Annotated in this window: 20 protein-coding genes and 3 pseudogenes; 8 read left to right on the forward strand and 15 right to left on the reverse strand. The window is 62.3% G+C overall.

From position 1 onward, the window contains the following. Window positions 1-85: 85 nt before the first annotated feature. On the forward strand, window positions 86-919 hold the full coding sequence (locus tag PBR20603_RS03865) for an AraC family transcriptional regulator (protein ID WP_150558179.1): 834 nt from the start codon (window positions 86-88) through the stop codon (window positions 917-919). A gap of 37 nt (window positions 920-956) precedes the next feature. On the opposite strand, the pseudogene PBR20603_RS03870 reads toward PBR20603_RS03865, so the two are convergent. Further along, window positions 957-1,382, reverse strand: a pseudogene (locus PBR20603_RS03870) (class I SAM-dependent methyltransferase). A gap of 84 nt (window positions 1,383-1,466) precedes the next feature. Continuing rightward, window positions 1,467-2,810, reverse strand: a complete 1,344-nt coding sequence (gdhA, locus tag PBR20603_RS03875) for an NADP-specific glutamate dehydrogenase (protein WP_150558180.1) — start codon at window positions 2,808-2,810, stop codon at window positions 1,467-1,469. Window positions 2,811-3,215: 405 nt separating this feature from the next. Between gdhA and PBR20603_RS03880 the strand changes: the two genes are divergently transcribed. The 4 genes from PBR20603_RS03880 (at window position 3,216) to PBR20603_RS03895 (ending at window position 7,177) form a co-directional block, all read left to right on the forward strand. Then, entirely contained in the window at window positions 3,216-4,511 is a 1,296-nt protein-coding gene (locus PBR20603_RS03880) for an MFS transporter (protein ID WP_150558181.1), read from the forward strand. A 168-nt stretch (window positions 4,512-4,679) separates the two neighbouring features. Continuing rightward, complete coding sequence (locus tag PBR20603_RS03885; protein ID WP_150558182.1) at window positions 4,680-5,366, forward strand: helix-turn-helix domain-containing protein; 687 nt, start codon at window positions 4,680-4,682, stop codon at window positions 5,364-5,366. 60 nt (window positions 5,367-5,426) lie between these two features. Next, the gene (locus PBR20603_RS03890) at window positions 5,427-6,698 is read left to right on the forward strand and encodes an NAD(P)/FAD-dependent oxidoreductase (RefSeq protein ID WP_150558183.1); all 1,272 of its coding nucleotides are present in this window, start codon (window positions 5,427-5,429) and stop codon (window positions 6,696-6,698) included. A gap of 107 nt (window positions 6,699-6,805) precedes the next feature. Then, window positions 6,806-7,177, forward strand: coding sequence for a cupin domain-containing protein (locus tag PBR20603_RS03895; protein WP_246174358.1), 372 nt, complete (start codon window positions 6,806-6,808; stop codon window positions 7,175-7,177). 43 nt (window positions 7,178-7,220) lie between these two features. On the opposite strand, the gene PBR20603_RS03900 is transcribed toward PBR20603_RS03895, so the two are convergent. After that, a complete protein-coding gene (locus PBR20603_RS03900) occupies window positions 7,221-8,780 on the reverse strand; it encodes an amino acid permease (RefSeq protein ID WP_281355980.1) in 1,560 nt (519 codons plus the stop codon). Between the two features lie 673 nt (window positions 8,781-9,453). Between PBR20603_RS03900 and PBR20603_RS03905 the strand changes: the two are divergent. Further along, window positions 9,454-9,657 (forward strand): annotated as a pseudogene (locus tag PBR20603_RS03905) (IS3 family transposase); the annotation flags it as partial. 57 nt (window positions 9,658-9,714) lie between these two features. Here the strand turns inward: PBR20603_RS03905 and PBR20603_RS03910 are convergent. The 10 genes from PBR20603_RS03910 to PBR20603_RS03955 form a co-directional block, all read right to left on the reverse strand. Next, on the reverse strand, window positions 9,715-11,385 hold the full coding sequence (locus PBR20603_RS03910; protein ID WP_150558184.1) for a leucyl aminopeptidase: 1,671 nt from the start codon (window positions 11,383-11,385) through the stop codon (window positions 9,715-9,717). A gap of 12 nt (window positions 11,386-11,397) precedes the next feature. Continuing rightward, on the reverse strand, window positions 11,398-13,089 hold the full coding sequence (locus PBR20603_RS03915) for a serine hydrolase domain-containing protein (RefSeq protein ID WP_150558185.1): 1,692 nt from the start codon (window positions 13,087-13,089) through the stop codon (window positions 11,398-11,400). 14 nt (window positions 13,090-13,103) lie between these two features. Beyond that, a complete protein-coding gene (locus PBR20603_RS03920; RefSeq protein WP_150558186.1) occupies window positions 13,104-14,747 on the reverse strand; it encodes a serine hydrolase domain-containing protein in 1,644 nt (547 codons plus the stop codon). Window positions 14,748-14,756: 9 nt separating this feature from the next. Beyond that, window positions 14,757-15,800, reverse strand: a complete 1,044-nt coding sequence (locus tag PBR20603_RS03925; protein WP_150558187.1) for a dipeptide epimerase — start codon at window positions 15,798-15,800, stop codon at window positions 14,757-14,759. Next, window positions 15,793-17,154, reverse strand: coding sequence for an MFS transporter (locus PBR20603_RS03930; RefSeq protein WP_150558188.1), 1,362 nt, complete (start codon window positions 17,152-17,154; stop codon window positions 15,793-15,795). Before PBR20603_RS03930 ends, PBR20603_RS03925 begins: the two co-directional genes overlap by 8 nt. Before the next feature lie 13 nt (window positions 17,155-17,167). Further along, complete coding sequence (locus PBR20603_RS03935; protein WP_150558189.1) at window positions 17,168-19,516, reverse strand: TonB-dependent receptor; 2,349 nt, start codon at window positions 19,514-19,516, stop codon at window positions 17,168-17,170. Between the two features lie 62 nt (window positions 19,517-19,578). Then, window positions 19,579-20,007 carry an ExbD/TolR family protein gene (locus PBR20603_RS03940; RefSeq protein WP_150558190.1) on the reverse strand — a complete coding sequence of 143 codons (429 nt, stop codon included), beginning with the start codon at window positions 20,005-20,007 and terminating at the stop codon, window positions 19,579-19,581. 55 nt (window positions 20,008-20,062) lie between these two features. Beyond that, window positions 20,063-20,494 (reverse strand): ExbD/TolR family protein, encoded by a 432-nt coding sequence (locus PBR20603_RS03945; RefSeq protein WP_150558191.1) that lies wholly within the window; start codon window positions 20,492-20,494, stop codon window positions 20,063-20,065. A 3-nt stretch (window positions 20,495-20,497) separates the two neighbouring features. Continuing rightward, window positions 20,498-21,286, reverse strand: coding sequence for a MotA/TolQ/ExbB proton channel family protein (locus PBR20603_RS03950; RefSeq protein WP_150558192.1), 789 nt, complete (start codon window positions 21,284-21,286; stop codon window positions 20,498-20,500). 55 nt (window positions 21,287-21,341) lie between these two features. Further along, window positions 21,342-21,977 (reverse strand): energy transducer TonB, encoded by a 636-nt coding sequence (locus PBR20603_RS03955; RefSeq protein ID WP_150558193.1) that lies wholly within the window; start codon window positions 21,975-21,977, stop codon window positions 21,342-21,344. A 379-nt stretch (window positions 21,978-22,356) separates the two neighbouring features. Between PBR20603_RS03955 and PBR20603_RS03960 the strand changes: the two genes are divergently transcribed. Next, window positions 22,357-23,067, forward strand: a complete 711-nt coding sequence (locus PBR20603_RS03960; protein ID WP_217425937.1) for a response regulator — start codon at window positions 22,357-22,359, stop codon at window positions 23,065-23,067. 21 nt (window positions 23,068-23,088) lie between these two features. Then, window positions 23,089-24,081, forward strand: a complete 993-nt coding sequence (locus tag PBR20603_RS03965) for an ATP-binding protein (RefSeq protein WP_150558194.1) — start codon at window positions 23,089-23,091, stop codon at window positions 24,079-24,081. A 64-nt stretch (window positions 24,082-24,145) separates the two neighbouring features. Here the strand turns inward: PBR20603_RS03965 and PBR20603_RS03970 are convergent. Both PBR20603_RS03970 and PBR20603_RS03975 read right to left on the reverse strand, forming a co-directional pair. Further along, window positions 24,146-24,358, reverse strand: a pseudogene (locus PBR20603_RS03970) (integrase core domain-containing protein); the annotation flags it as partial. A 517-nt stretch (window positions 24,359-24,875) separates the two neighbouring features. Beyond that, window positions 24,876-25,649 carry an IclR family transcriptional regulator gene (locus PBR20603_RS03975; RefSeq protein ID WP_042113714.1) on the reverse strand — a complete coding sequence of 258 codons (774 nt, stop codon included), beginning with the start codon at window positions 25,647-25,649 and terminating at the stop codon, window positions 24,876-24,878. Window positions 25,650-25,816 lie beyond the last annotated feature (167 nt).

Below are 25,816 nucleotides of genomic sequence, written 5' to 3' on the forward strand. Positions count from 1 at the left end.
GGACGAATCGGGGTTCGCGCAAGAACGATCAAATGGGTGTCGGCACGATGCCCTATAGTCACGTCGACACGTTCTCGGAAATGCCATGACTCCCGTTGCAAGAGCCCTTTGGATCATTGAGGCCAAATTAGGCGACGAACTTACGCTCGATGACATCGCAAACGCCTGCGAGATGACGCGCTTCTCGCTCTCACGCCTTTTCTCCGTCACCACGGGATGGCCAGCGATGCGATATGTGCGGGCGAGGCGGCTGACGCGAGCCGCGCATGCGCTAGTGACAGGTGCGCCGGCGATTCTCGGTGTCGCGCTCGACGCGGGGTATGGGTCTCACGAAGCGTTCACGCGCGCATTCACCGACGCCTTCGGTCTGACGCCGGAGCAACTGCGCGCGCGCTGCAGTCTTGCTGGTCTGACGCTTGTGGAGCCGCTGCGTATGAAAGAAGTCAAGTTTGTCGAACTCACGCCGCCTCGCTTCGAGACGTCGTCGCCGGTACTCATTGCGGGACTGAGCGACCGGTTCACGTTCGCCACGAATGAAGGCATTCCCGCGCTTTGGCAGGTGTTCGATCCTTACATCGGTAATCTTCCCGATCAGGTCGGCGACATGACCTACGGTGTGTGCTGTCACCCGGATGGGGACGGCGGATTTGAGTACATTGCGGGCGTGGCAGTGCGCCGCAAAGACCGTCTGCCGGAGACATTCCGATGCGTGGAGATTCCCGCTGCGCGCTACGCGGTGTTCGAGCACCGCGAACACATCTCGACGTTGCACCAGACCGTCTACACAATCTGGCATCGCTGGTTCCCGTCGTCCGGCCTGCAACCCGCCGACGCCCCCGACTTCGAGCGATACAGCGCCGACTTCGATCCCGCCGCCGGCACGGGGACGTTGGAGATCTGGGTGCCGGTCAGCGGGTGAGGCCGATTGTCATGACACAAGGGTTGTCGCAGGACCGTCACAGTTTCATTGCGTAGGTGGCCAGAAATGTCGGCAGGAAGCGATCGATCGCGAGTCGCGGATTCGGTTGTTCGTCGTCGTAGAAGCCTTTCAGGACGAACCCGGCGTCTGGCTGCCCGCCGATCTATGACCGAAGACCATCGCCTCGCCACTCGTTTGCAGCTTCGCAGCCGGGGCGCAATACCCGAAAGCACTCCTGCCAAACGGGACGAATATCCGGCACGTACAGATTGGAAATCGGATGGAAGATGCAGTCGAATGACGCGTCGGCGAACACCGAGAGGTCGCGCATGTCACCTTGAATCGTCGTCAGCGTGAGATGCACCATCCAGTCGCCACGACGTGCCGGCGCAATGACTTGCGCGCTGACAGGACGCGACCACTCGCCCTTCGTCGCGGCCTGGCGATCCGACGTTGAAAGCAAAAAGCGCTGCCCCGAGGGACAGCGCTCTTTGTTTGTGCTGCGCTTATCGTCTGCGTCCCGCGCGGGCAGAAGGGCGCCTATCGCTTAGATCACGCCTTGGGCGAGCATCGCATCGGCAACCTTCACGAACCCGGCGACGTTCGCACCGTTCACGTAGCTCACCGAGCCGTCCGCGCGGCGCCCATGGTGCAGACAGACCTCATGGATACTGCGCATGATGTCGTGCAGACGCGCATCGACTTCCTCGCGCGGCCACGAGATACGCATGGCGTTCTGGCTCATTTCCAGTCCCGAGGTCGCAACGCCACCCGCGTTGCTCGCCTTCCCCGGCGCGTAAAGGATGCCGTGACCTTCGAAGCGTTTCGCGGCCTCGTTGGTCGACGGCATGTTGGCCCCTTCCGCGACACAAAGCACACCGTTGCTGATCAGCGTTGCGGCGTCGTCGGCGTCCAGTTCGTTCTGCGTGGCGCACGGCAGCGCGACGTCGACCGGGACATGCCACGGGCGCCGGCCCGGCAGGAATTCGAGGCCAAGGCGCTTCGCGTAATCGCTGACGCGGCCGTAGTGATGGTTCTTTACGTCCATCAATTCGGCAAGCTTTTCCGGGGTGAAGCCCGCTTCGTCGACGACCGTGCCGCTGGAGTCGGAGACGGTGACGACCTTGGCGCCGAACGCCATCGCCTTCTCCACCGCGTACTGCGCCACGTTGCCCGAGCCCGACACGCTCACACGCAAACCATCGAAGCTGCGGCCGGTCTGCTTGAGCATTTCCTCTGCAAAGTACACCGTGCCGTAACCGGTGGCTTCGGGCCGAATCAGCGAGCCGCCAAACGCCAGCCCCTTGCCCGTGAACACGCAGTCGGCACGGTTCGAGAGCTTCTTCATCATGCCGGCCATGAAGCCGACTTCGCGGCCACCCACGCCGATGTCGCCGGCGGGCACATCCGTGTCGCTGCCGACATGGCGGAACAGCTCGCTCACGAACGCCTGACAGAACCGCATCACTTCGCCGGGGCTCTTGCCCTTCGGGTCGAAATCGGAGCCGCCTTTGCCACCGCCCATCGGCAGGGTCGTCAGCGCGTTCTTGAAAGTCTGCTCAAAGGCGAGGAATTTGAGAATGGAGAGGTTGACCGACGGGTGGAAACGCAGGCCGCCCTTGTACGGTCCGATAGCGGAGCTATGTTGGATGCGATAGCCGCGATTGACCTGGACGTCGCCGTGATCGTTGACCCACGACACCCGGAACATGACGATGCGTTCGGGTTCGACCAGACGGTCGAGCAAACCATGCTCGGCATATTTCGGGTGCTGCGATATGAATGGCCACAGACTTTCCATCACCTCCGTGACGGCTTGCAGGAATTCCGGTTGGCCAGGGTTGCGCTCGGCAGTGGAGCGCAGGAAATCGTCAAGTGATTGATATTTCATCTCGGATGCCCATCAATGGTGCTTATTCTTGTGCAGGAAGCGCATTTTGCACCATTTAGGACCACGAGATGTTTAAAAAAGAAAAACGCCGGGGATGCGCCGCTTTCTTGCCGGCATCTGGGGTGGCGCCGGGCACCTGCTCGCCACCCGCTTCCGAAATATGCCGGGTGATTGGCCCGCCAGCTGGCAGACCCTGCAACACAGAAAGGCATCCAGGCGCCCCAGCGCCAGTGGCCCGGTGACGCCCGTCTGATGGCCCGCCCCAGGCAATTTCAATGAGAAAGCAATTTCATCAAAAATTGCTCAATAATTTCACATAGGTGAAATCTCTAATATCGACACCGAATTCGGCTGCTCAGAATGCAGGCTCAGGTCACAGTGACGTCTCGCTCTGGAAGGTCGTATATGGACACCACCAAAATCGGCAGTTTCTCGGCACCGCAGGCCCGCAAGGGCAGCCGGACCCGCGATGTGATCGCGGCGAACTTCGGCACGTTTTTCGAGTGGTTCGATCTTCTGGTGTACGCGATGTTCGCGATCACCATCTCCAAGCTGTTCTTCCCGCAGGGCGATCCTCAGTCGGCGTTGCTGTTCAGCCTGATGACGTTCGCAAGTTCCTTCCTGATCCGGCCGGTCGGGGCCGTGGTACTCGGCATCATGGCCGACAAGGCAGGCCGCCGCGCCACGTTGAGCTTCGCGGCAATGCTGATGCTCGCCGGCACGGTTTTGATCGCCGTGTCGCCGACCTACGACTCGATTGGGGTCTGGGCCCCGGTGATCCTCGTCACGGGTCGTCTGCTGCAAGGCTTCTCGGTCGGTGGCGAGTTTGGCACGGCGAACTCGTACCTCACTGAGCAAAGTGCGTCGCGTAAGGCGTTCTTTGCGAGCTTGCAGTTCTCCGCGTCGGGTCTCGCGGTGCTGGCTGCCTCGCTATTCGCCTACTTTTGCAACCATTCGCTCACGCAGGAGCAGATCAACTCGTGGGGTTGGCGTCTGCCGTTCCTGTTTGGCTGTCTGATCGGTCCGGTCGGTCTGTACATCCGCTCGAAGATCGAAGAAACGGCCGATTTCGAGAAGGTCAAGCATGCGGGCGCCACGGTGCAGAATCCGCTCGCCGAGACATTCAGGTCGCACAAGCGCTTCGTGCTGGTCGGCGCCGTGGTGACGGCCGCAGGTGTCGTGGCCAGCTTCCTGAACCTCTACATGCCGACGTTTGCGATCAACAATCTGGGCCTCACCAAGGACGACGCGTTCATCGCCTCGATTTGCAGCGGCGTCGTATGCACGCTGGTGCCGATGCTTGGCGGGATCGTCGCCGACCGCCTCGGCACCATCAGGGTCATGCGTACGGCACTGATCATCGGCGTGGTTCTGGTCTTCCCGCTATTCCAGATGCTCACGCGCTCGCCGTCGCTGCTGACACTCGCAGTCTTCCAGTGCACGTTGTCATTCGTGTTCTACAGCTTCTATTTCTCGCCGATCGGCTCGCTGCTCTCGCAGTTGTTCCCAACGTCGTGCCGCACGACGGGGGTGTCGATCGCCTATGTGATTGCGCAGACGTTCTTTGGCGGTATCACCCCGCTGGTGGTCGGCTTTATGGTCAAGACAACAGGCAGCGTGATGGCGCCCGCGTACTACATCGTGATCATCGCCGTGTTTGCGTTGATCGGGCTGCACGTCAGCCGCAAGCATGTGAAGTGATGGCCTGACGCCGGGCCCGCTGCTGAAAAGCGCGGCCCGGCAGCCGGTTCAGAGGGGCGTTTCCGAATTGACGCTATGTCGGAATCACTCTAAGATTTTTGAAGCCACATTGAAATTCGACGAACGTGTGTTTCACGCGCCCCTGTTGCATCCCCGATTCCTTTTGCCATGCCATCGAAGCCGAAAGCCGTCACCGCCCAGCCCCCGACCGCAGTCTCCGAGAACGAGCCCGACGAAAGCGTCGGCCTGACCGGCGATCGCGCCGTACACGCCAGCGACAAGGAACTGGGCATGCGCCTGCGCGCCATGCGCACCGAGCGCAAGTTCACGCTCAAGGACCTGGCAGCACGTACCAACATGTCGATCGGCATGTTGAGCCAGATTGAGCGAGGCGTGAGTTCGCCCTCGATGCGCTCGCTGCGTCAGCTTTGCCATGCGCTGGGCGTGGATGGGGCGGCACTGTTCACATCGTCCCCGGGGGTAGCGGAAGACGTTCCGAGCACGACCGAACCCAGTGAGTTCGTGGTGTGGGCCAACCAGCGAAAACCTCTGCGGCTGGCCGGTTCGGGGGTGACCAAGTCACGCATCACGCCGTCGAACTGCGCGTCGCTCGAGGCATTCATGATGGAACTTGAGCCGGGCGCGGCGTCCGACTCGAATCTGCTGGTGCAGGCCGGCGACAAGGTCGGGTATGTCCTTGCTGGCAAGTTGCGCGTGTTCATCGACGACACCACGCTGGTACTCGGTCCAGGCGACACCTATGGCTTCACGGGCAACCGGCCATACCGCTGGGAGAACGCGTGGGACGAGCCCACCGTATTCATGGTCGTGAACAGCAACCACTTTTACGTGTGAGCGTAGTCACTGCCCCACAGATTTCCCCCGCTTCATTTTTCTATTGTCGATTGGTGATTTATGGCTAGCGTTCTCCCCAGGCAGGTCGATGTCGCGATCATCGGCGCGGGCATCATCGGGATGAGTACCGCGTGGGCGTTGGCAAAAGCCGGCTTGCGCGTGGCAGTGTTCGAGAAGGGCGTGATCGGGGGCGAGCAATCGTCGCGCAACTGGGGCTGGATTCGCACCGTCGGGCGCGATCACAAGGAGCTGCCGCTGGCGCTGCAAGCCATCGACCTCTGGCAAGAGATTCAGGCGCAGCACGATGTGGGCTACCGCCAGACCGGCGTGGCGTATCTGGCCGAATCCGAGGCAGATATGGCCGGCTATCGCAAGTGGCTGGATAAGGCCTTGCCGCTGGGTGTGCCCGCACAGTTGCTGAACCGCGAGCAACTGCCGGACCTGTTCGGAACGCATTCGGCGCGAGGCTGGATCGGCGCGCTGCATTGTCCGGTGGACGGCGTGGCCGAACCCGATCTTGCCACCAAGGCCATTGCGAAGCTGGCCGTCGCAGCCGGTGCGCAGGTGTTCGAGCAGACCGCCGTGCGTTGTCTCGATCGGCAGGGTGGGCGAGCAGGCGGCATCGTCACCGAGCGGGGACGCGTAGCAGCCGATGCCGTCGTCTTGGCCGGCGGCGCGTGGTCGCGCCTGTTCTGCGGCAACACCGGGGTGAACTTCCCACAGTTGAAAGTGCACGCGTCGGTACTCCGGACCACCCCAATGGACGCCGGGCTGGATCTCGCCATCAACGGCAAAGACTTCACATGCCGCAAACGTGCGGACGGCGGATATTCGGTGTCGCAGCTAGGCGCGTCGGTGGCCGATCTCACGCCGGACAGCATTCGCCTGTGCCGCCAGTTCTTTCCGGCGTGGCTGTCGGAAAAGAAGTATCTGAAGCTGCGCGTCGGCAAGCGATTTCTCGACGAATTGATGATGCCCACGCGCTTCGGTGCCGACGACCCGACGCCGTTTGAGGCGCATCGCACACTCGATCCGGCGCCGGGGATGAAATCGATTGGCGTAGCCCTCGACAAGCTCAAGCAAGCATTCCCGGCGTTTGCGCCGGCACAGATCGCACACGCGTGGGCTGGCTTCATCGACGTGACGCCCGACGCCGTGCCTGTGATCTCTGGCGTCGACGATGTGCCCGGCTTCTTCCTTGCCTCCGGCTTCTCGGGTCACGGCTTCGGCATCGGTCCCGCTGCCGGCGCACTGATGGCAGATCTCGTGCAGGGCAACACGCCAAGGGTCGATCCATATGCCTTCCGCCTGTCGAAGTACGCCAGGCCTTGAATCTTGCGCGGTTCGTGCAGGGTCGGGGCGGCGGCACACGTGCGACGTCCCCCCCCCGCATTGCGCCTTCATTTTGCAGTCAATTCCAACCGATATAGAGGTGAGTTGTGGCCGAAAGTCATTCGCGTCTGGTGCGCTTTAGCGCCGGTCCCTTGCAGAACCCCGAGATCGGCAAGCCGCGCCGTCCGATGGAAGGCGATACCGTGTTTCGCAGCATGACCGGTTTCGAGGGCAACGACGGCCGTGCGTCGTCGGGCATCTGGGAGAGCACGGCGGGCAAGTTCCGTGCGGATACCACCGGATACATCGAGTTCGGCTACATCCTGGAAGGCGAGTGCCGCGTGGTCGATCCGGACGGCACGGTGCACGTCCTGCGCACCGGCGATCCGTTCGTCATGCCCGAAGGCTACAAGGGTCACTGGGAAGTGGACGCCTTTGTGAAGAAGGTCTGGTTCGTCTCGCTGACGGGCAATCATTGATCAACGAGAGGCCGGGGCACGAGTCGCCCGGGTCAAGAGGCGCTTATCGCAGGCTCTGCGCAATCCCGGTAGCCGCTCCGGAGGTGGGAGAACTTTCCTCCGGGGTGCGCTTCTGCGCCGTCGGGAAACGCATGTCGCGATAGCTCACGAAGCGCGACCCGCGCGCCAGCCGGTAGCCGGCCCAGATCAGCAGGAACAGCGGAATGCCGATGTAAGTCGCGACCACTCCGCCCCAATCGATCTTGTCCTGCAGGAAGGCTTCGTAGTTCTGGCCAAGGGTGATGATCAGGCACAACACGAAGGCAAAGAACGGACCTAACGGAAAGAACGGCGACACGTAGGGCAGATCGGCAAGATCGTGGCCTTGTTTCAGATAGCCGCGGCGGAACCGATAGTGGCTGATGGCGATACCCAGCCACGCGATGAAGCCGGTCATCCCGGAAGTATTGAGCAGCCAGATGTAGACGGCGTTGGGGCTGAACACGAAGGTGAAGAAGCACAGGGCCGCAACACCGGCCGTGGCCAGCAGCGCCCACAGCGGCACGCCATTGCGCGAGACATGGCCGAAGATCCGGGGCGCCTTGCCGTCGCGGGCCAAACTGTAGAGCATGCGCGTGGCCGCGTACATGCCCGAGTTGCCCGCCGACAGCACCGAGGTCAGCACGACCGCGTTCATGATCGATGCCGCCCCTAACAACCCGGCGCGCTCGAAGATCAGGGCGAACGGGCTGACACTGACGTCGGTAACGTCATTGCGCAGCAGGTGCGGATCGGTGTAAGGGATCAACAGGCCGATCACGAGAATCGCCGTCACGTAGAACAGCAGGATGCGCCAGAACACCTGGCGCACGGCGCGCGGCAGGTTGCGGGCAGGGTCCTTGGATTCGCCTGCGGCGATACCGATGAGTTCGGTCCCCTGGAACGAAAAGCCCACCACCATCGCCACGCCGATCAGCGCTGCGAAGCCGCCGGCGAAAGGCGCGTCGCCCACCGTCCAGTTGGCCACGCCGCCGCTCTCGCCACCGCGAATGATGTCCAGCAGCATCATCACGCCCATCGCCACGAAGGCCAGCACCGCGATCACCTTGATCAGCGCGAACCAGAATTCGGCTTCGCCAAAGCCGCGCGCCGATAATGCGTTGAGTCCGAAGGTAATGGCGAGGAACAGGGCGCTCCAGTACACGCCCGGTATGTCAGGGAACCAGTACGCCATCACCAGTTGCGCCGCCACCAGGTCTACCGCCACCGTGACGGCCCAGTTGTACCAGTAGTTCCAACCCAACGCGAAACCGAAACCCTCTTCGACGTAGCGCGCGCCGTAAGTCGAGAACGAGCCGGACACTGGCATGGCGGCGGCCAGTTCGCCAAGACTGGTCATCAGGAAATAGACCATGACACCGATCAGCACATAACCGAGTAGCGCCCCGCCCGGTCCGGCCTGGGCAATGGTGGCGCCGGACGCCACGAACAAACCCGTGCCGATGGACCCGCCCACCGCGATCATCGTCAGGTGGCGCGCCGACAAGGTGCGACGCAATTCGGTCGGGGCGGAGGCCTCCAACTTGCCGCCTTCGCGGTGCGGGACGTGTTCCGGTAGTGCCAAGGTTGTGTTCCTTAAGTGAAAAAGGCGCGGGTAAAAGAAAAAGGCCTTAAACATCAAGGCCTTTTTTCAGGTTCCGTCACGCTTCGGTATTGCAGCTTCGATTCGACCGTAGGCCGGTCGCACCCGCTTTATCGTCCGGTCGCAAAAACGGTGGCGCCAGAGTCCATGCATCTGAAGGCTCAGACAAATCAACGAGTTACCGCTGTTATCGCCAATAGGCGCATATGGTAACACCACCTTTCTTGCGACTAACCTATAGCAGCGCCGGAGTCGTCGCACTCGGCCGGCATCTAGATCGGAAGTGAGCGTCGAACGGGAAGCCGTCCAATCGACAGTATGCTCAACAAGATCATCATTTAGCCCTGCCATCGTCATATTGTCGCCGGCGCGCCAACCATCCCATGATGCATCGGTTGGAGAACCCCGTATAAGAAGAAGCCGGCCTAGGCCGGGTTCTTCGTTTCAGGCACTATCGGCCTGTTCTCTTCTTTTACTAAACCTTGTCACTGTACCTGCGTAGGTCTGTCCCGGCGCGGTGCGCAATTGGAACAATTCGTTGCGAGGCGGCGTCAGGGCAGGGGGGAAGGCGTCACGGTTGGTGCGACTATGGGGCCAAGCTCGCCGAGTGGCGGTGAACTCACCCAGATTGCATTAATCGGAGCGTACGTCTCCGAACTCGCCAATGGAGCGCTTGTTCCGAAGCTTGAAAACGAAATGGGTGCCGAACGCGGGATACTTGACGGCGCCACAAGCTCACCGGGATATCAGCCATTACCTGATGCAACGGTACAACTGGCTACGCCCGCATCAATCTAATGACGGGCTGGCCCCGGCGGCAGCAGAAGACAAACTTAACGCTGTGTCCGGGATGGGTTGACCACTACAGATAGCCCGAGTGTGGCTGGATCGCCGCGTGTGCCACAGCGGTTATCGGTCAGCGCCGACGACTGCGTCTGTCCGGTTCCGGCGTCAATGAATCGCCGCAGCGCGACAAGAGGAACGCCACGAGCAAAGGCACCGGCCGTCCTGTCGCGCCCTTCTCCGGCCCCCCCTTCGACGCCGTGCCGGCAACGTCGAGATGCGCCCACGGAAAGCCGGTCGCAAACCGTCCGAGAAAACACGCCGCCGTGATGGCGCCGGCCAGCCGTCCGCCAAGATTAGTCATGTCGGCAACGGAGGACTTGAGCATCTCGTCGTAAGGCGCGTCCAACGGCAAGCGCCACACCACGTCGCCGGTGGCGTCACCAGCTTTTTCGAGCGCTTGCGCTAACACGTCGTTCGACGAGAACAGGCCGCTGCGATGATGACCGAGCGTCATTACGCACGCGCCCGTCAATGTCGCCACGTCGACGACCGCACTCGGTTGGAAGCGCTCCGCGTAAGTAAGTGCGTCGCATAGCAGTAAGCGCCCTTCCGCGTCCGTGTTCAGCACTTCGACGGTCTTGCCCGACAGCGTTGTGACGACGTCGCCGGGTTTGTAGGCGGTACCGCTCGGCATATTCTCCGCTGCCGGCACGAGCGCAATCACATCGATCGGCAGCGCGAGCGTGGCCGCTGAATGCAATGCGCCGAGCACCGCCGCCGCGCCGCACATGTCGAACTTCATCTCGTCCATCGCTTCGCCAGGCTTGAGCGAAATGCCTCCCGAGTCGAAGGTGACGCCCTTGCCGATCAGAACGACGGGGCGGGTGCTTTCGCCGACGATGTCATCGGCGGCTGTCGCCGCGTCGCCGTCGCCTGCGCGTTTTCGTTTGCGCGTCGGCGGTGAGATCGGCTTGCCGCGATAGTGCACGACGATGAACTTCGGCAATTGAGACGAGCCCCGCGCCACCGCCAGAATCCCGCCCATGCCGAGGCGTGCCATCTCACTGTGGGAAAGGATCTGGACGTCGACATTCGGCAGCAACCGCAGCGCCTTCGCACGGTCGGCGAGATATGCCGGGGTGCAGACGTTCGCGGCCGCGTTGCCGAGGTCGCGAGCGAGCGCCATGCCGTCGGCAATCGCCACGCCTTCGCGTACCGCGTCGATGGCCGCTGCCGCGACGCCGTCCGTGAGCGCGAAGATGATGCGCGCCGGGGCTGGCGGCGCCGGCGGTGAAATGCACGCGTATCCGTCGAAACGATAAGCGAGCGAACGAAGCGCGATCACGGTACGCCGAACGATATCGGCGTCGCCCGCGGGCCAAACGCCAGTGGGTACCAATGCCCAAACGACTTGCGTGATCGACGCGCGACAGACGCATTTCCACGCCGCCGTCACTACCGTGCCGAGAAGGCGTTCGCTCAACGGTGCGCCAGCGCCAAGCGAAACGAGCAGTGCGCGAGGCGCGCTGATCCCCATCAGATTGTGAAGCATGAGCGTTGCGCCGGGCTCGGCCGGAAGGTCGCCACGCGCGAGATGTCGGCCAATGACACCGCGTGTGGCGCGGTCGAGCGCACGTACCGCTTCAGATTGCGGCCCGTCGGAAAATACGCCGACGACGAGACAGTCCGCACCTTCTCGGGCGATGCCGCCCGGTGATACGAACCGTTTGACGGAGAACTCGCTGATACTTGCGCGCGATGATTTCGCGGCCTCTTGTGCGACATCTTTCGAGTTGGACATTTGCGTGATTCTTCAGATGAGCGGATTCGGATAGCGGCACGCGCCCGCGCACACACGTGTGAATGCGAGATGGCGGGAGCGTTGCGTGTCGATGTGAAAGCCTGTGACGATCCCGCCGGGCGCGTCACGAACCAGTGTGAGGATGCCGGTCATGATGTCCGTCAAGCGGGCGGGCGTGAAGCCGAAGACGTCGTTTTCGAGCGCTGCGAGACGGTAGTCGCAAGCCCCCCCCGGGCCGTGCATGTGGAGCACGAGTCCAGTGTCGTCGGCGTCGATGGTGGCGCGAGCGTTGGCGTCGTGGCTCTCGAAGCAGCCGCCTATCGACGCGATGGCTTCCGGTGTCAGTTCGGGCGGCTCGTTCAGGCGGCGGAAGGTGTCGACATGACCGCAGTGGGCGATGCGAAGCGTCGACGGATCTTGCGGCGCGTCCGGCGTTCCCCAGAGCACCGCGAGTGCGCCTTCCGATCCGGTCTCGATCTCGGCCCCATCGCCCGTGGCGAATAGCGGCATCGGCAGCATAGTGCAATGGAAGGCCGTTAGCGCGAGCGCGCCATTGCGGTCTTCCAACGCGTACACGGCGTTGGTTTGCGGCGACCGGTAGCCGCCGAGTCTTGCGGCGTGTCCGGCAGCAAGCAGCGGTACCGGCGCGCCGGTACCGCTGAGGACATCCGCCAGCACGATATCGATGACGCGTTTGGCAAGCTCGACCGGTGCGCCTACCGCACCGTTGCTCAACAGCACGATGTCGATTCCATAGGCCGCAGAAAAGACCATCTGGCTGGTTCCGCCGATCACGCCTCCCGCGTGATGCGTCAACTCGACGCCGCGATAATCATTGCGTTTCAGGCCCAGCGCGTACTGGCTTCGTTGCCCGCTGGAGAATACCGGCATGTCGAGCATCTGCGCCCAGGTGCGGGCGTTGCCGATGCGTTTGGCGCCACGCAGATGCGCGGTCCATCGCAACATGTCGTCAACGGTCGAGACAATCGAGCCTTCGCCGAGAACATCCCATGAGGGGAATACGCCGCGTTGAAAACCGCCTTGCCCGTCGGGCACATGCTGGGTCGCCATGCCCGGCACAATCGCCATGTCGTTGGCAACGCAATCCGTGTCTCGCATACCCATCGGGGTGAAGATGCGAGCCTTCAGGAACGCGCCGAACGGCATGCCGCACGCGCGCTCAATGGCGAGCGAAAGCAAATGGTAGCCGCCGTTCGAATAGATCATGCGCTCGCCCGGCGGGAAGTTCTCATCACGTTGGCGTTGCTGCGCCGCCAACGACGCCCCCGCCAGCGATACGGCGAGCCCCTGCGTGAGCAACGCCAGATCGAGCGAACATCGTTGGCCGCCGCGATGCGTCATCAGTTGCCGCAGTGTCGGTGCCCCGGCGGATGGCGGCAACTCGGGAAGATAGGCGCCGACAGACATGTCCGCGTCGAGACGTCCGTCTTCACACAACAGCAATGCAGCCAGGCAGGTGAAATGCTTGCTGGTGGAGCCTATGCGCAGCCGGGTCGCCGCAGTCAATGCGCGCCCATGCTCAAGGCTCGCCATGCCGAAAGCGCGACGATAGCAAACCTCGCCATGGCGTGCGATGCCGATCACCACGCCTGGCGCGTCAGTGCGGGCGTACGGGGCGAACAGGGCCGTCAACGCGGCGTGTTGGTCTGCGGACAACAGGTCCGCCGTGGGGATCGCTTTCATGGGATGTCGAACGCTCACGATGCGCGAGCAAACAGCAGACGGCGCGTACGCCAGGTATCGAGAAGGAAACTGGCGGCCCGTCCGTCGGTATGGCGCGACACGCGCATGGCACCGAACGTCATGCTGCGCGGCTCCTGTGGCGTGAAGACGAACAGATCGTTCGCGCGAGGGTCGAGCCGATAACGCGCCACGCCGAATTCGCCCTGGATATGCATCGTCAGTGCCTCGCCTTCGCGTGCGATGACCGCACGCGCGCCTGCATCCTGACTGATATACACGCCGGGCATACCGGGCGCTGCATCGGTGAAGCACGGCGGTGGGGTTATCAGGCGCGAGAGCGTTTCCTGCCCTGCGCAACTGACCATGTCCAACCGATTCGCGTCATTGTGAAGTCGGAGATGAACCGGTCCTTCGGGGCCGTCATCGATCATCAATGTGCCCGGGTGCAACGGCGAGTCCGCCAACGGCATCGGATACCCCGCGAAATGGAAATGCACCAGATGCAGCACGCCATCACGTTCGATGATTTCGTAGTACGCACCTGTCTCGCGCGAATGGAAGATGCCCAGCCAAGCGGCGCGCTCGGCGGCGTTCGCCGGCAACACGGCTTCCGAGGCGTCCGTATCCTTGAGTTGTCCGTCGAGCACGATGTCGACGATGCGCTTGGACAGATCGATCGGGTTGACCAACGCACCATTGGTGATGATCACGACATCAAGCGCGTGGGTCGGTACCGTCAGCATCTGGCAGGCGCCGCCGATGACGCCGCCCGCGTGGTGCAGCAGCGACACCCCGCGATACGGCGTATGCATCAGGCCCAGCGAGTAGGTGCTCGACGCTCCGTTCGTGAAGCGGGCCGGCGTCAGCATCTCGCGCCACGTCGCCGTGTTGCCGACAAACTTCTCGCCACGCAGATGCGCTGTCCAACGGAGCATGTCGTCGACTGTCGAGACGATGGCGCCTTCGCCTCGCGTGCGCATGACGGGGAACAAGCCGCGTTGCCAACCGCCAGCCGCATCGGGCACATGCAGCGTCGCCACGCGGGGCTGGATCGTCATGTCGTTTGGCACGGACGCGGTGTCCCTCATTTCCAGCGGCGCAAAGATGCGCTCCGCGAGGAAGGTCTCGAACGGCTGACCGGACACGCGCTCGATGATTTCCGAAAGCACCTGATAGCCGCCGTTGGTGTACATCATGCGCGATCCGGCCGTGAAGTTGGCCTCCGACTGCCGCGCCTGCATGGCGAGCGGCGCGCCGTCGGGGATCATCGCCATGCCTTGCGTGAGCATCGACAGATCGAGAAAGCAGCGCTCGCCGCCGGTGTGCGTCATCAATTGCCGCAGCGTTGGCTGAACGTCGCGCTTCGGCAGTTCGGGAAGATAGTCACGCGCGGGCGCGTCGATATCGAGTCGACCGTCTTCCACCAGCAGCATCGCGGCAAGACACGCGAAATGCTTGCTGACAGACCCGATGCGCATGCGCGTCGCCGGGGTGTTCGCCACGCTGTGCTCAAGGCTCGCCATGCCGATGCCGCGCCGGTACAGCAGTTTGCCGCGGTACGCGACACCGACGACGAGACCGGGGGAATCAGGTGAATGGAAGGGACTGAAAAGCGCGTCGAGCCGGGCATTCAGGGAGAGGGCTTCCGATTGTGTCATGGCGAGATATCAGAGATGAGTGTCACGAGGCACGGCATGGCCCCAGAGATACGGCGGGCAGTCGAGTCGGCCGTCGAAATAGGTGACGCCGGGTTCGCGATCGCGGGCGAGGAAGATCGGTCCATCGAGATCGACGTGATCGCACAGTTGCCCGAGCAGGAAGGCTGGCGCGATGGACAACGACGTGCCCGCCATGCAACCGGCCATCACCGACAGTCCGGCGGTCCTTGCGCGCTTGGCAATGTCGAGCGCACGAGTGAGGCCGCCGCATTTGTCCAGCTTGATGTTGACGACGTCGTAACGCCGTGACACGTCGGCCAGATCATGGATATCCTGGAACGATTCGTCGGCGGCGAGCGGGATCGGGCAATCGATGGTCTCAAGGCAGGCATCTGCACCGATGGCGAAGGGCTGTTCCAGCATGTTGACGCCGAGCCGTTGCAGCACAGGGATCATTGCGTCGAAGTGCGTGCGCGACCAACCCTGGTTCGCGTCGACGGCGAGCGAAACGTCCGGCCGCATGTCGCGAATCGCCTGAAGGCGTGCGGCGTCTTCTTCGGTGCCCAACAGCTTGATCTTGAGGGCGCGCGCTTGCGTCAGCGCGCGCGCCGCAGCCGCCATCGCATCCGGGGTGTCCGCGCCGACCGTCATCGTGGTGAGCAAGGCTTGCGGTGCGAGTAGCCCCGCAACTTGCCATACCGGCGCCTCACGCCGCTGCGACGCCAGGGACCATAGCGCCGCATCCACGGCGCTGCGGGCGCCGCCGGCGGGCAGCAGATCGAGCAGTTGATCGCGCGATACCCCTGCTTCGATCGCCGGACGGACCGCTTCGATCTGCACCGCCATCGACTCCGGCGTCTCACCGAGGTAAAAGACACCGGAGGCTTCCCCGGTGCCGACGTATTCTCCGTCGATCAACGTCACGGCGATCAGGCGGGCGGCGTCGATGACGTGACCGCTGATGTGGAACGGTGTCGCCAGCGGCCAGGTTTCGATGTGAACCGTCAACGAAACCGGCGACACGGCGGCTGGCGGCAAGAAGGCATCACGCATAGGTTTCAATCGCCTCCTTGACGCCGCGACCGGAAGCTCGCAACAGAAGACAGGCACCGATGAAACCGAACGCGGCGACACCGACGATCGACCAGAGCAACCCTTGATGCAGTGTGATCAGTCGATCCGACGTGAAGCCAATGAACACCGGCGCAGCGGCCTGCACGACGACCGACGTCAGCACACCGATGGCGGCAACGCGCGAACGCAGATACGGCGGGCAGATCTCCTGCATGATGGTCGGGAACAGCACCAGTCCGGCAACCATGCAGGCGAGCTGCACGCCGAACAAGGTGTAGACCGCCGTAACGGAGTCGGCGACGAGATAGGCGAACGACAATGCGCCCGCCACCAGTGCACCGAACTCACAGACACGCAACGGCGCGAGCACCCCGAAGCGCGCCCGCGTACGACGCGCCACCAGCCCGCCCATCACACAGCCTACGATACCGCCGGCCATCGCCGCCAGGCCCATGCCGCTGCCCGCGTCGGCGGGGGTTGCGCCGAACGTCCGCACGGCGACGACCGGCATCCATGTCGCCACCCCCACGAACGCCAGGTTCACCAGCCCGATGGCGCCGAAGAACTTCAACATCATCGGCGCTTCCCGTCGGAAGTACATGGATGCGCTGAGCATCGACCTGGCAGCCTTGTGAGGCGAGGCGGTGTGATTCGATCCGCCTTTGTGCCCGCTTCTAATAAGCGCGATGAGCAAGATCAGCACCGGCGCGGGGAGCGCCACGGCAAAGAACGCCAACCGCCACGGTGCGAACTCGCTCAGGGGGACCGGCAACGAACCGTGCATGGCGGCAATACCGTGCATCAGCGCCCCGCCAAGCGCCATTCCGGCACCGGTGCCGAGTAGATTCGCCAGCGCGAAGATTGCGTTGGCGAGCACCCGTTGGCGCGGCCCGAAGAGGTCCGGAATCATGCCGTAGATGACCGGAATCAATCCCGCTTCACCGATCCCCAACCCCACGGTCGCAAGGAACAGATGCCAGAAGTTGTTCGTCAGCCCGCATGCGGCAGTGGCGGCGCTCCATACCAGCACGCACGCCGCCAACACCACACGACGATCCACGCGATCCGCGACCCACCCGATCGGCAACGCGGCGATACCTGCGAAGAGTGCGATACCGGCGCCCTGGAGCAGACCGATCTCGGTGTCCGTCAATCCGAATTCGTGACGGATGGGCTCCGTCAGCACAATCAGGATCTGACGGTCGACGAACGCAAAAAACGCCACGACGATGAGGATGACGAGCCCGAACCACGCAAGCGGCCCGGCGTGCGATTCTGCCGGCGGGTTTTGACCCGCCGTGGTGGTGGGCGATTCGAATTTTGCATCGAACATGAGGACTCCGTGATCAGAACGGCACGGTCACGTTCATGCCGACCGTGCGCGGTTGCGTGACGGACACGAGCGTCGACCCGCCGATCGGCACGAGGGCGGTGTTGGCGGACAGCAGGGCGCGCCGGTCGAACACGTTGCGCACATAGAACGAGACGCTGTAGGCACGCATGTCGATACCGGCTTGAAGGTCGGTGATGCCGTAGCCCGGCAGAATGAAGTCGGGACGGCTTGTGCTGCTCTTGAAGCCTGCATGGCGCTGACCGACGATGCGTTGCGAGACACCGGCGTAGGCAGGATGTCCTGCAACGTTGAACAGATACGTGGCGGACACGTTGCCGGAGTACTTTGCCGAATTCGGCAAGGGATCGCCTGCGCGGGCATCGCTGCCGGGCGAGCTGTCCGTGAGGGCTGCGTCGATGTACGAGAAGCCGGCGGCGATGTTCCAATGGCGCGTGGGACGCCACGTTGCGGAAAACTCCAGGCCCTTGATGGTTGCATCACCCGCGTTGATCAGTTGGCTCACGCCGTTGATCGAGCCGAACTGCTGGATGTTCTTCCAATGCACATAGAACGCGGCGGCTTCGACCGACAAGCGCTTGTCGAAGAGATCGGCCTTGTAGCCGGCTTCGTACGTCCACAGCGTGTCCGGCTGAAACACCGAACTGCCGTTGACGGGTTGGCCGGTGATCGGGTCGATCAGGCGCACGTTCGGGCCGCCGGGACGATACCCGCTGGCCGCGCGCGCATAAATGTTGCTGTTGGCCGTGAGGCCATAGCGCGCGGTGAGCATGTACGTCTTGCTCGTGTCTGACGAATTGGCCGTCGTGTTCTGCGCCGGCCCGACGATCGGTCCGGACAGCGATTGATCGTAGGTCTGGTTGTTGTGCGCGACACGCAGTCCGCCGGTGAGCGAGAAGCGCGGCGTGAAGTGATACGTCAGGTCGCCGTAGGCTGCATATTCCTTGTACGTGCTCGGACCGACCAACGATTCCAGTGCGGGCCCGGGCGCGCCGCCGGTCAGGGTGGTATTGATGCCTTGAGTCAGCGTGCTGCTCTCGCGCGTGTAGAACAACCCCGCCAGCCATTCCAGCGACCGATTGCCGGGGGACGTCAGACGGAATTCCTGAGTGAACTTGTTGGTCGCGGCTTGGCTGGGCGCCACGTACGTCGCGAAGTTGAACCCCATCCTGCTGAAAATCGGAGCGTAGATCGACGTCAAATCTTGCGGGAGACTCGAATTGATCTGTTGATACGACGTAATCGAATTCGCACGGGCCCATCCGAAATCATATTCAACGGACCCCGAGTACATCTGGATGTTCTGATGGAACGGTTCGGGGGCGTCGAGACGGCGGGTCAGGTCGCCGTATAGCGGCTGGCCGTTGGGGCCGTAGTCGATGTAGTTCGCGCCGTTGCGGTTGCTGTTTTGCGTGGTCGCTGTAAGACGGAAGGTGAGCTTGTCCGTGGGCGTGAGCAAGAACGAGGCACGCGCACCCGTGGTGTTGCCGCGATCGATGCGCTGGCCCGCTTGCGCACCGACGGCATCGACGTGGCCCGCATCGTACTGATTGAAGACGGACACGCGCACGGCGGCCATGTCCGTCTTGAGCGGAATGTTCAGGACCGCGCTTTGCGTGTTGTTGAACCCGCCGTTTTTGGTGAAACTGCCGCCAAGGGTGGCTTGTCCCGAGAAGCCGCTCGGGTCGGGCTCGTTCGTCACATATTTGATGAGGCCCCCCATAGCCCCTGCGCCATAGAGCGTGCCTTGCGGGCCGCGCAGGATTTCGATGTGGTTCAGGTCGAGCAGGCTCATGTCGAGCGCGAAGGCGGACCCTTGCCCGTAGGCCGTGGATGAACCGAACGCGACGTCGTCGACATACATGCCGACGGTGGGCCCGGTTTGCACGCCGGTCGTGACACCCCGGATACTGACCTGGCCCGAACCTGCGCCGCCACGGCTGTTCAGATCGACGCCTGGTTGCGAGGCGACGTAATCGGCCATCGACTTGGCGCCGCTTTTCTGGAGTTCGTCGGTGGAGAGAACGTTGACCTGCATCGGCACTTCGCGGGCCGGTTCGCGGCGACGCGTGGCCGTGACAACCACCGTGTTGAGCGTTGCGCCTTCCGCGCTTTGTTTCGCGGTTTCCGGTGCGCCTTGCGTCGCGCCGTGCGCGATGTTCGGAGCGCCGTCGGCGGGAGCGGCAGCGGGTAGGGCATCCGTCGATGGGTTTGCGACGACCGGTGCTGCCGCTTGTGCATGCGCGTGCGTTGCGGCAAGCAGCATCGCGGGTCCGACGAACAGCAGTGCATACAGCCGGTTGAAGCGATACGGCGGTTTGGCCTGCGGGTACGAAGTCAACATCTCTCCTCCTGATTTGCCTGTCGTTATACGTGTGGGATATCGGGTTCGGTGTTTAGCTGCGTTCAGGGCATGAATTGCTCGTTACCCACGAGCCCGATACGGGTGGCGCCGAGTCGTTGTGCGCTTGCCATGACCATGGCGACAACGCGGTACGGTGCCGCCTTGTCGGGGCGCAGATGCAGCTCCGCTGGTGCCGGATCAGCGGCCACGTCTGACAGACGCGTCTCAAGCTGCGCGCGCGAGGTCATCGCTTCGCCGTTCCAGGCGACAGTGCCGTCGGCGGCGACGTCGATCTGCACGATGCGCGGCGTTTCCAGTTGCGTGGGTGGCGCGCCGGTAGGCATATCGAGCTTGACCGCGTGCGTCTGGATGGGGATGGTGAGGATCAGCATGATGAGCAGCACGAGCATCACGTCGATCAACGGTGTCGTGTTGATCTCAACCATCACTTCGGCTTCGTCCCCGGCGCCGCCGGGCATCGTCATCGCCATGACGGGTCTCCTTGTCTCTTTCAATTGATCGGATGAGTCGGATGAGTCGAACGGCTTATTGACGCGGCGGTGCTTCCGTAATGAAGTCGACCTTCGTGATACCGGCGCGTTGGCAAGCAAGCACGACGCGTCCGATGGCGGCGTAGCGCGCGTCGAGATCGCCACGGATATGCACCTCGGGTTGCGGCGACTGCACCGCCACCGTCTTGAGCTTTTCCACGAGCGTGTCGATGTCGGGCACGCGCCGTTCATCCCAGAACACGTCGCCGTCTTTCGTGACGGCGAGGATCACGTTCTGTGGTGTGGTTTGCAGGGGCTGCACGGCTTCTTTGGGCAGCGAGACGGGCACGGTGTGCGACACCACCGGGATCGTGATCAGAAAGATGATCAGCAGCACGAGCATCACATCGACGAGGGGAGTCGTGTTGATCGACGACATCACCTCATCGTGATCCCCGCTGTCGCCGGTTCCCACGTTCATGGCCATGACTTACCCCACGCGAGCGACGGACGCGGACTTCGTCGAGACCACAGCGGCGGCGGTGGTCCTGCCTGTGAGGATGACCGTGTGCAGTTCCGCCGAAAAGCTGCGCACGCGCTCCATCACGGCCTTGTTGCGGCGCACCAGCCAGTTGTAACCAAGCACTGCCGGCACGGCGACGGCCAGACCAATGGCGGTCATGATCAGCGCTTCGCCGACCGGGCCCGCGACCTTGTCGATCGACGCTTGCCCTGCGATGCCGATGGCGGTCAGTGCGTGATAGATGCCCCACACCGTGCCGAACAGCCCGATGAACGGTGCGGTCGAGCCGACCGTGCCGAGGAAGGCAAGGCCGTCTTGCAAGCGATTGGAGATGGCGTTCGTGGCGCGTTCGACGGCGACGGCGACCCAGGTGTTGAGATCGACCTGTTCGAGCAGTGCGCCGTCGTGATGCTCACGCGCGGACAAACCGCTTTGCGCGATGAAACGGAACGGGCTGCCCTCGTCGAGTTGGCGAGCGCCTTCGGTGAGCGTGGCGGCTTTCCAGAAGCTGTTTTCTGCGGCTTTCGCGCGACGCAGCACGCGGGCTTGTTCGAGCAGCTTGGCAACGATGATGTACCAGCTCCCCATCGACATGATGATCAGGATGAGCAACGTGCCGCGCGCGATGAAATCTCCGCCTTTCCAGAGTGCTTCGAGGCCATAGGGATTCGTCACCGTATCGGTGGCGGCGTGTGCGGCGGTGGCCGCGAGGGTCAGGGCAGCCGTGACGGCGGCCGAGCGGATGCGGATGGACATGAACGTCTCCTGAAATACGTGGGCAAAGAAATGGCGTTGGCTGTCGGTTACAGCGTCAATCGAGCTTGAAAGAGAAAGGCACCTGCACGCGCACGTCGTGGCCTTGCGCGACGCAGTGGAACTGTTTCACGGCGTTTTCTGCGGCGCGGTCGAGCACAGGGGCGGCGGATGTCGTCACGCGAAGATCTTTCACGTTGCCGTCGATGCCGACGGTGAACGCGACGACGACATCGCCGGTGACGTTGTCGCGTTGGGCTTCACGCGGATAGCGGATGCCGGCGCGCACTTGCGTCGAGTTAGGACAGACGACACCGACGTTCGCCGCGACCGGTGCTGCGGGGGCCGGTGGCGCGGGCGGTGCAACGGGGGCCGAGGGTGTCGGCACGGTCGATTGCGCGGCAATGGCGTTTTGCGACGGCGGCGTGGCGATATGCACCTCGGGCGGCGGCACGAACGGCGGGGGAGGCGCCAGACGTTTGGGCGGTGGCGGCGCGATCTCCTTCGGTGGCGGTGGTGGCGCAGGCGGTTTGACCGTTTCGATGATGCGTGCTTCGATCGGCGCCTGGATGACCTCTACGACTTTCGTCGCCAGACCGGTGAGCAGCGCATAGACGATCGCGGCGTGCAGTGCCACGACGAATGCGATGCCCGCCATTCGGCGAGCGGGCGGTTTGGGATGGGCGTAGTTCATATGCCACGTGTCTCCTGCCTTCATAGGACTTGTTGGGAGTCACGTTAAAACCCGCGCATTTCTGTTTCATCTCGTCTTTGTATCGGCGGTGAAACAATCGATTTTTGATTCGACTCGAGGCGTTTCAAGCGGGGAGAGCAAGTCGGGACGGGGAGGTTGGGGTAACGGTCGGGGTCGTCACTTCGGGGAAATCCGACGCGGGTTTTCCACGAGATTTCGATGCATTTCATGGGAAGCGAATCGCTGCGAGCCATATGTGGCGGGGCGCTTTCGGATTATTTCAAGCTTGCAACAATTCGTGCAAAAACCCTTTATATTCGGGAGCGATAATAGGCGCGAGGGCGACACTTCGCCGCCGCAATATCGGAGAAGCGTTGCCGTGAACAAGATCATCCGCATCCTCGTTGTCGACGACGACGTGCAGATCAGAACCTTGCTGTGTGACTGTCTGGGCGACTTCGGACTGACGACGGCGCAGGCTGCCAGTGGCGCCGAGATGCATCGTGCGTTGGCGGAGGGCGGTTTCGATCTGGTGGTACTGGATTTAATGCTGCCGGATAACGACGGTCTGAATCTTTGTCGCGAGATTCGTGCGACGTCGGAGCTTCCGATCATCATCCTGACGGCGCGTGGCGAGATGACGGACCGGATCGTCGGACTGGAGCTTGGCGCGGACGATTACGTCGTCAAGCCGTTCGAACCTCGCGAGCTGGTTGCGCGGATTCAGACGATCTTGCGACGAGTGCGTGCGCAGACAAACGGACGTCCGAGGGCCTCGGACGAATGTCGTTTCGCGGGATGGCGGTTGCATCAGACGGGGCGACATCTGATTGCTTCGGACAACACCGTGATTCCGTTGTCGAATGCCGAGTTTCGTCTGCTCAACGCGTTTCTCGCCGCACCGGGGCGCGTGCTGAGTCGAGAGTATTTGATGGATGCAGCACGCGGCAAGTCGATTAACGCCTTCGATCGCAGCATCGACGTGCAGATTTCGCGGTTGCGTCAGAAGCTGCGAGAGGACATCAAGGACTCGAAGCTGATTCGTACGATTCGGGGCGAAGGTTACATGCTCGACGTCAATCACCGCTAAGGCCTCGCGCCACTTCAAATCATGTCTGCACGCATTCTCGATACGGCGTTTTATCGCCTGTTTTTTGTCATGGTGGCGCTGGTGGCCGGCACGCAGAGTATTGCCGTGTTCATGATCCGTCAGGCTTACGGGGTTGATACGTTCGTGCCCATGAAAGGGATGAGTTACGGCGCGATGTGGGCGTATGCGCTGTTGATTCAGTTTGGGCCGGCGTTGATTTCGTCATGGTTGGGGGCGAAGATGCTGACGCGTCCGTTCCGCTCGATTGCGTCGGGTGCGGAGGATTTATCGCGCAGCATTGACGCGGCGCCGATTCCCGAGACGGGCCCCAGGGAGGCGAGACAGGCCGCGCGGGTGTTCAATCGGATGCAGGATGCGATTCGTCGTCAGGTGAGCGAGCGGAGTCGGTTTCTGGCGGCAGTGTCGCATGACTTGCGCACGCCGTTGACGCGGATGACGCTGCGCCTGCGTGCGGCGCGGGACCCGGAATTGCGCGAGCAGTTGGCGGACGACATTCGCGAGATGACGCAGTTGCTGGATGCGACGTTGGCGTTCTTGCGCAATGAAGAGGTGGTTGAGCGGTTTTGTCCGGTGGATATCGATGCGTTGGCGGATGCGATTGCACAGGACGCTGCGGAGCGCAACGAACGCGTGACGGTGACGGGCTCGACAATGCCGATCATGGCGCAGCCGCTGGCGTTAAAGCGTTGTTTGACGAATCTTGTCGCAAATGCGATTCGGTATGGTGAGACGGCGCATATTCATCTGACGGACAGTCCGGAGCAGTTGAAGATTGAAGTAACGGACGAAGGGCCTGGGATTCCGGACGCACAGCTCACACGTGTGCTGGAGCCGTTTTTCCGGCTGGAGGATTCCCGCAGCAAGGGGACGGGGGGGGTGGGCTTGGGTTTGACGATCGCGAGCGACGTGGCGCGTCGGCACGGAGGACGGCTCGTGCTGCGCAACTCGCCCGGAGGCGGACTCGTGGCGCAAGTGACGATGCCGCGGGCTTGATTCGTTTGGGTTGGCGGAGTTCTGCGGTAATGCCCCCGTTTTCCACGGTCGGCAAAAGTAGAAACTAAGCGGCCATGGCCAGCCACTGTTTCGGGGTAAAGCCGCCCAATGCCATATTCGGGCGCTCGTGATTGTAAGTCCGCATCCAGTCGGCCGCCGCTTCGCGAACCTGCTCCAGGTCTTCCCACAGATACTTCGACAGCCATTCACGGTGCGCGGTCCGGTTGAAGCGTTCGATATGCGCGTTTTGCTGCGGCTTGCCTGACTCGATGCCTCCGGCACCGCCACGCCGGCTTCCGCACGCTCGAGCGCTTACATGATCTGGCTGTCAGTGAATCTCGACTTCTTCATCTGCAGAACGCCCTCTTAACGAGAAAATGCTACGTCTCCCGACGCCGGATTTCCGGGGGCATTACCATTCGTAATCTGGGCACGGGCATAGCGAATCGGAGCAGTACTCACTATGGGCGAGGTTTTACGACATTTCAGTGAGACTCAAAATAAAAAAGGGCCCTGAAAATCAAGGCCCATTTCTACTTTCCCGCACTACCAACCGGTCTGACTACAGCTTATCGGAAATCGTCATCTACGCTGAAATCGATTTTTCACTTCAGTGAAAATTTCCTCACTATCTCTTCGTAGGGCGTCGCAGTTCACGCAACTGTCGGCCCGGACAGATCAACGAGTTGCCGTCCTGCTCGCCAATAGGCGGATTCGACGGCGCCACAGTTCTTGCGACTGACCGATAGCAGCGCCAGAGTCGTTGCGCTCGGTCATGCAGTCGCGCACGCAGGTCAATGCGCACGTACGGCGTTCGTAATGGCGCCCGCACATTCGCGCACCATTGCCCCCAACTTGCCTGTCACTTCCTCACGCGTCCAGCGACTGCTGGGCGCCACGATGTGTACTGCGGCGATGGCTCGGCCGTGCTTGTTGTACACAGGCGCGCCAACGTTCATATGCCCCAGCATGTACTCCTCGAAGTTCATCGAGAAGCCGCGCGCACGGCTTTCGACAATCTGCGCGAAGATCGTCTCCGGGTCGAGCAGCGTCGCCGGGGTGAGCGGCTTGATTTCCGATTCGCGCAACAATGTGCGAGCTTCCTCATCGGGCAAACCGGCGAGATAGGCCCGACCTGCCGAGGTGCAATACATCGGCATGCGACTGCCGATCGCCATGTGCGCGACGATGGGCTTGCGACTCGTAAACGACGCGACGTAGACCATGTTCGTACCGCACGGCTCCGTGAGCGCCACGGTTTCGTCGCACGTGCTGTTCATCGCGGAAAGAAACGGATTGGCACTCTCGATCAGCGGATTCGCAGCAACGTAATTGCAGCCGATCTCCATCACCTTGTTGGCCAGTTCGTACCGTCGCGTGTACGGGTCCTTGGTCACGTACCCCAGCGTGTCGAGTGTGAACACGATGCGCTGTGCCGAGCTGCGTGTGATGCCCACCGCCTCTGCGATTTGCGCGAGGCTCATCTGACGATTGCGCGCGCCAAACGCCGCCAGAATCGCCAATCCCTTGTCTACAGACTGGTTGAACATCGGTGAATCCTTGCCCATTGCGCGGCTCCTTTCGTTACAAATAAATCGCCTATCGATTATTGATAGGCGTTTACCGAATCTTGATGTGTGAATACACTGAAATCAACCGCTTTATGGATTGATTGTATCGCATATCGATTATCAATGCGCGCATCAGCGGTCATCGAGTCGGCGTCTTCCCGTAT

Source organism: Pandoraea bronchicola, assembly GCF_902459805.1.
Taxonomy (GTDB): domain Bacteria; phylum Pseudomonadota; class Gammaproteobacteria; order Burkholderiales; family Burkholderiaceae; genus Pandoraea; species Pandoraea bronchicola.

Excerpts from the sequence above, each read along its gene's own strand:
- PBR20603_RS03865 (WP_150558179.1), top strand. The coding sequence starts at position 86 with ATGACTCCCGTTGCAAGAGCCCTTTGGATCATTGAGGCCAAATTAGGC.
- gdhA (WP_150558180.1), bottom strand. The coding sequence starts at position 2,810 with ATGAAATATCAATCACTTGACGATTTCCTGCGCTCCACTGCCGAGCGC.
- PBR20603_RS03880 (WP_150558181.1), top strand. The coding sequence starts at position 3,216 with ATGGACACCACCAAAATCGGCAGTTTCTCGGCACCGCAGGCCCGCAAG.
- PBR20603_RS03885 (WP_150558182.1), top strand. The coding sequence starts at position 4,680 with ATGCCATCGAAGCCGAAAGCCGTCACCGCCCAGCCCCCGACCGCAGTC.
- PBR20603_RS03890 (WP_150558183.1), top strand. The coding sequence starts at position 5,427 with ATGGCTAGCGTTCTCCCCAGGCAGGTCGATGTCGCGATCATCGGCGCG.
- PBR20603_RS03910 (WP_150558184.1), bottom strand. The coding sequence starts at position 11,385 with ATGTCCAACTCGAAAGATGTCGCACAAGAGGCCGCGAAATCATCGCGC.
- PBR20603_RS03915 (WP_150558185.1), bottom strand. The coding sequence starts at position 13,089 with ATGAAAGCGATCCCCACGGCGGACCTGTTGTCCGCAGACCAACACGCC.
- PBR20603_RS03920 (WP_150558186.1), bottom strand. The coding sequence starts at position 14,747 with ATGACACAATCGGAAGCCCTCTCCCTGAATGCCCGGCTCGACGCGCTT.
- PBR20603_RS03925 (WP_150558187.1), bottom strand. The coding sequence starts at position 15,800 with ATGCGTGATGCCTTCTTGCCGCCAGCCGCCGTGTCGCCGGTTTCGTTG.
- PBR20603_RS03930 (WP_150558188.1), bottom strand. The coding sequence starts at position 17,154 with ATGTTCGATGCAAAATTCGAATCGCCCACCACCACGGCGGGTCAAAAC.
- PBR20603_RS03935 (WP_150558189.1), bottom strand. The coding sequence starts at position 19,516 with ATGTTGACTTCGTACCCGCAGGCCAAACCGCCGTATCGCTTCAACCGG.
- PBR20603_RS03940 (WP_150558190.1), bottom strand. The coding sequence starts at position 20,007 with ATGGCGATGACGATGCCCGGCGGCGCCGGGGACGAAGCCGAAGTGATG.
- PBR20603_RS03945 (WP_150558191.1), bottom strand. The coding sequence starts at position 20,494 with ATGGCCATGAACGTGGGAACCGGCGACAGCGGGGATCACGATGAGGTG.
- PBR20603_RS03950 (WP_150558192.1), bottom strand. The coding sequence starts at position 21,286 with ATGTCCATCCGCATCCGCTCGGCCGCCGTCACGGCTGCCCTGACCCTC.
- PBR20603_RS03955 (WP_150558193.1), bottom strand. The coding sequence starts at position 21,977 with ATGAACTACGCCCATCCCAAACCGCCCGCTCGCCGAATGGCGGGCATC.
- PBR20603_RS03965 (WP_150558194.1), top strand. The coding sequence starts at position 23,089 with ATGTCTGCACGCATTCTCGATACGGCGTTTTATCGCCTGTTTTTTGTC.
- PBR20603_RS03975 (WP_042113714.1), bottom strand. The coding sequence starts at position 25,649 with ATGGGCAAGGATTCACCGATGTTCAACCAGTCTGTAGACAAGGGATTG.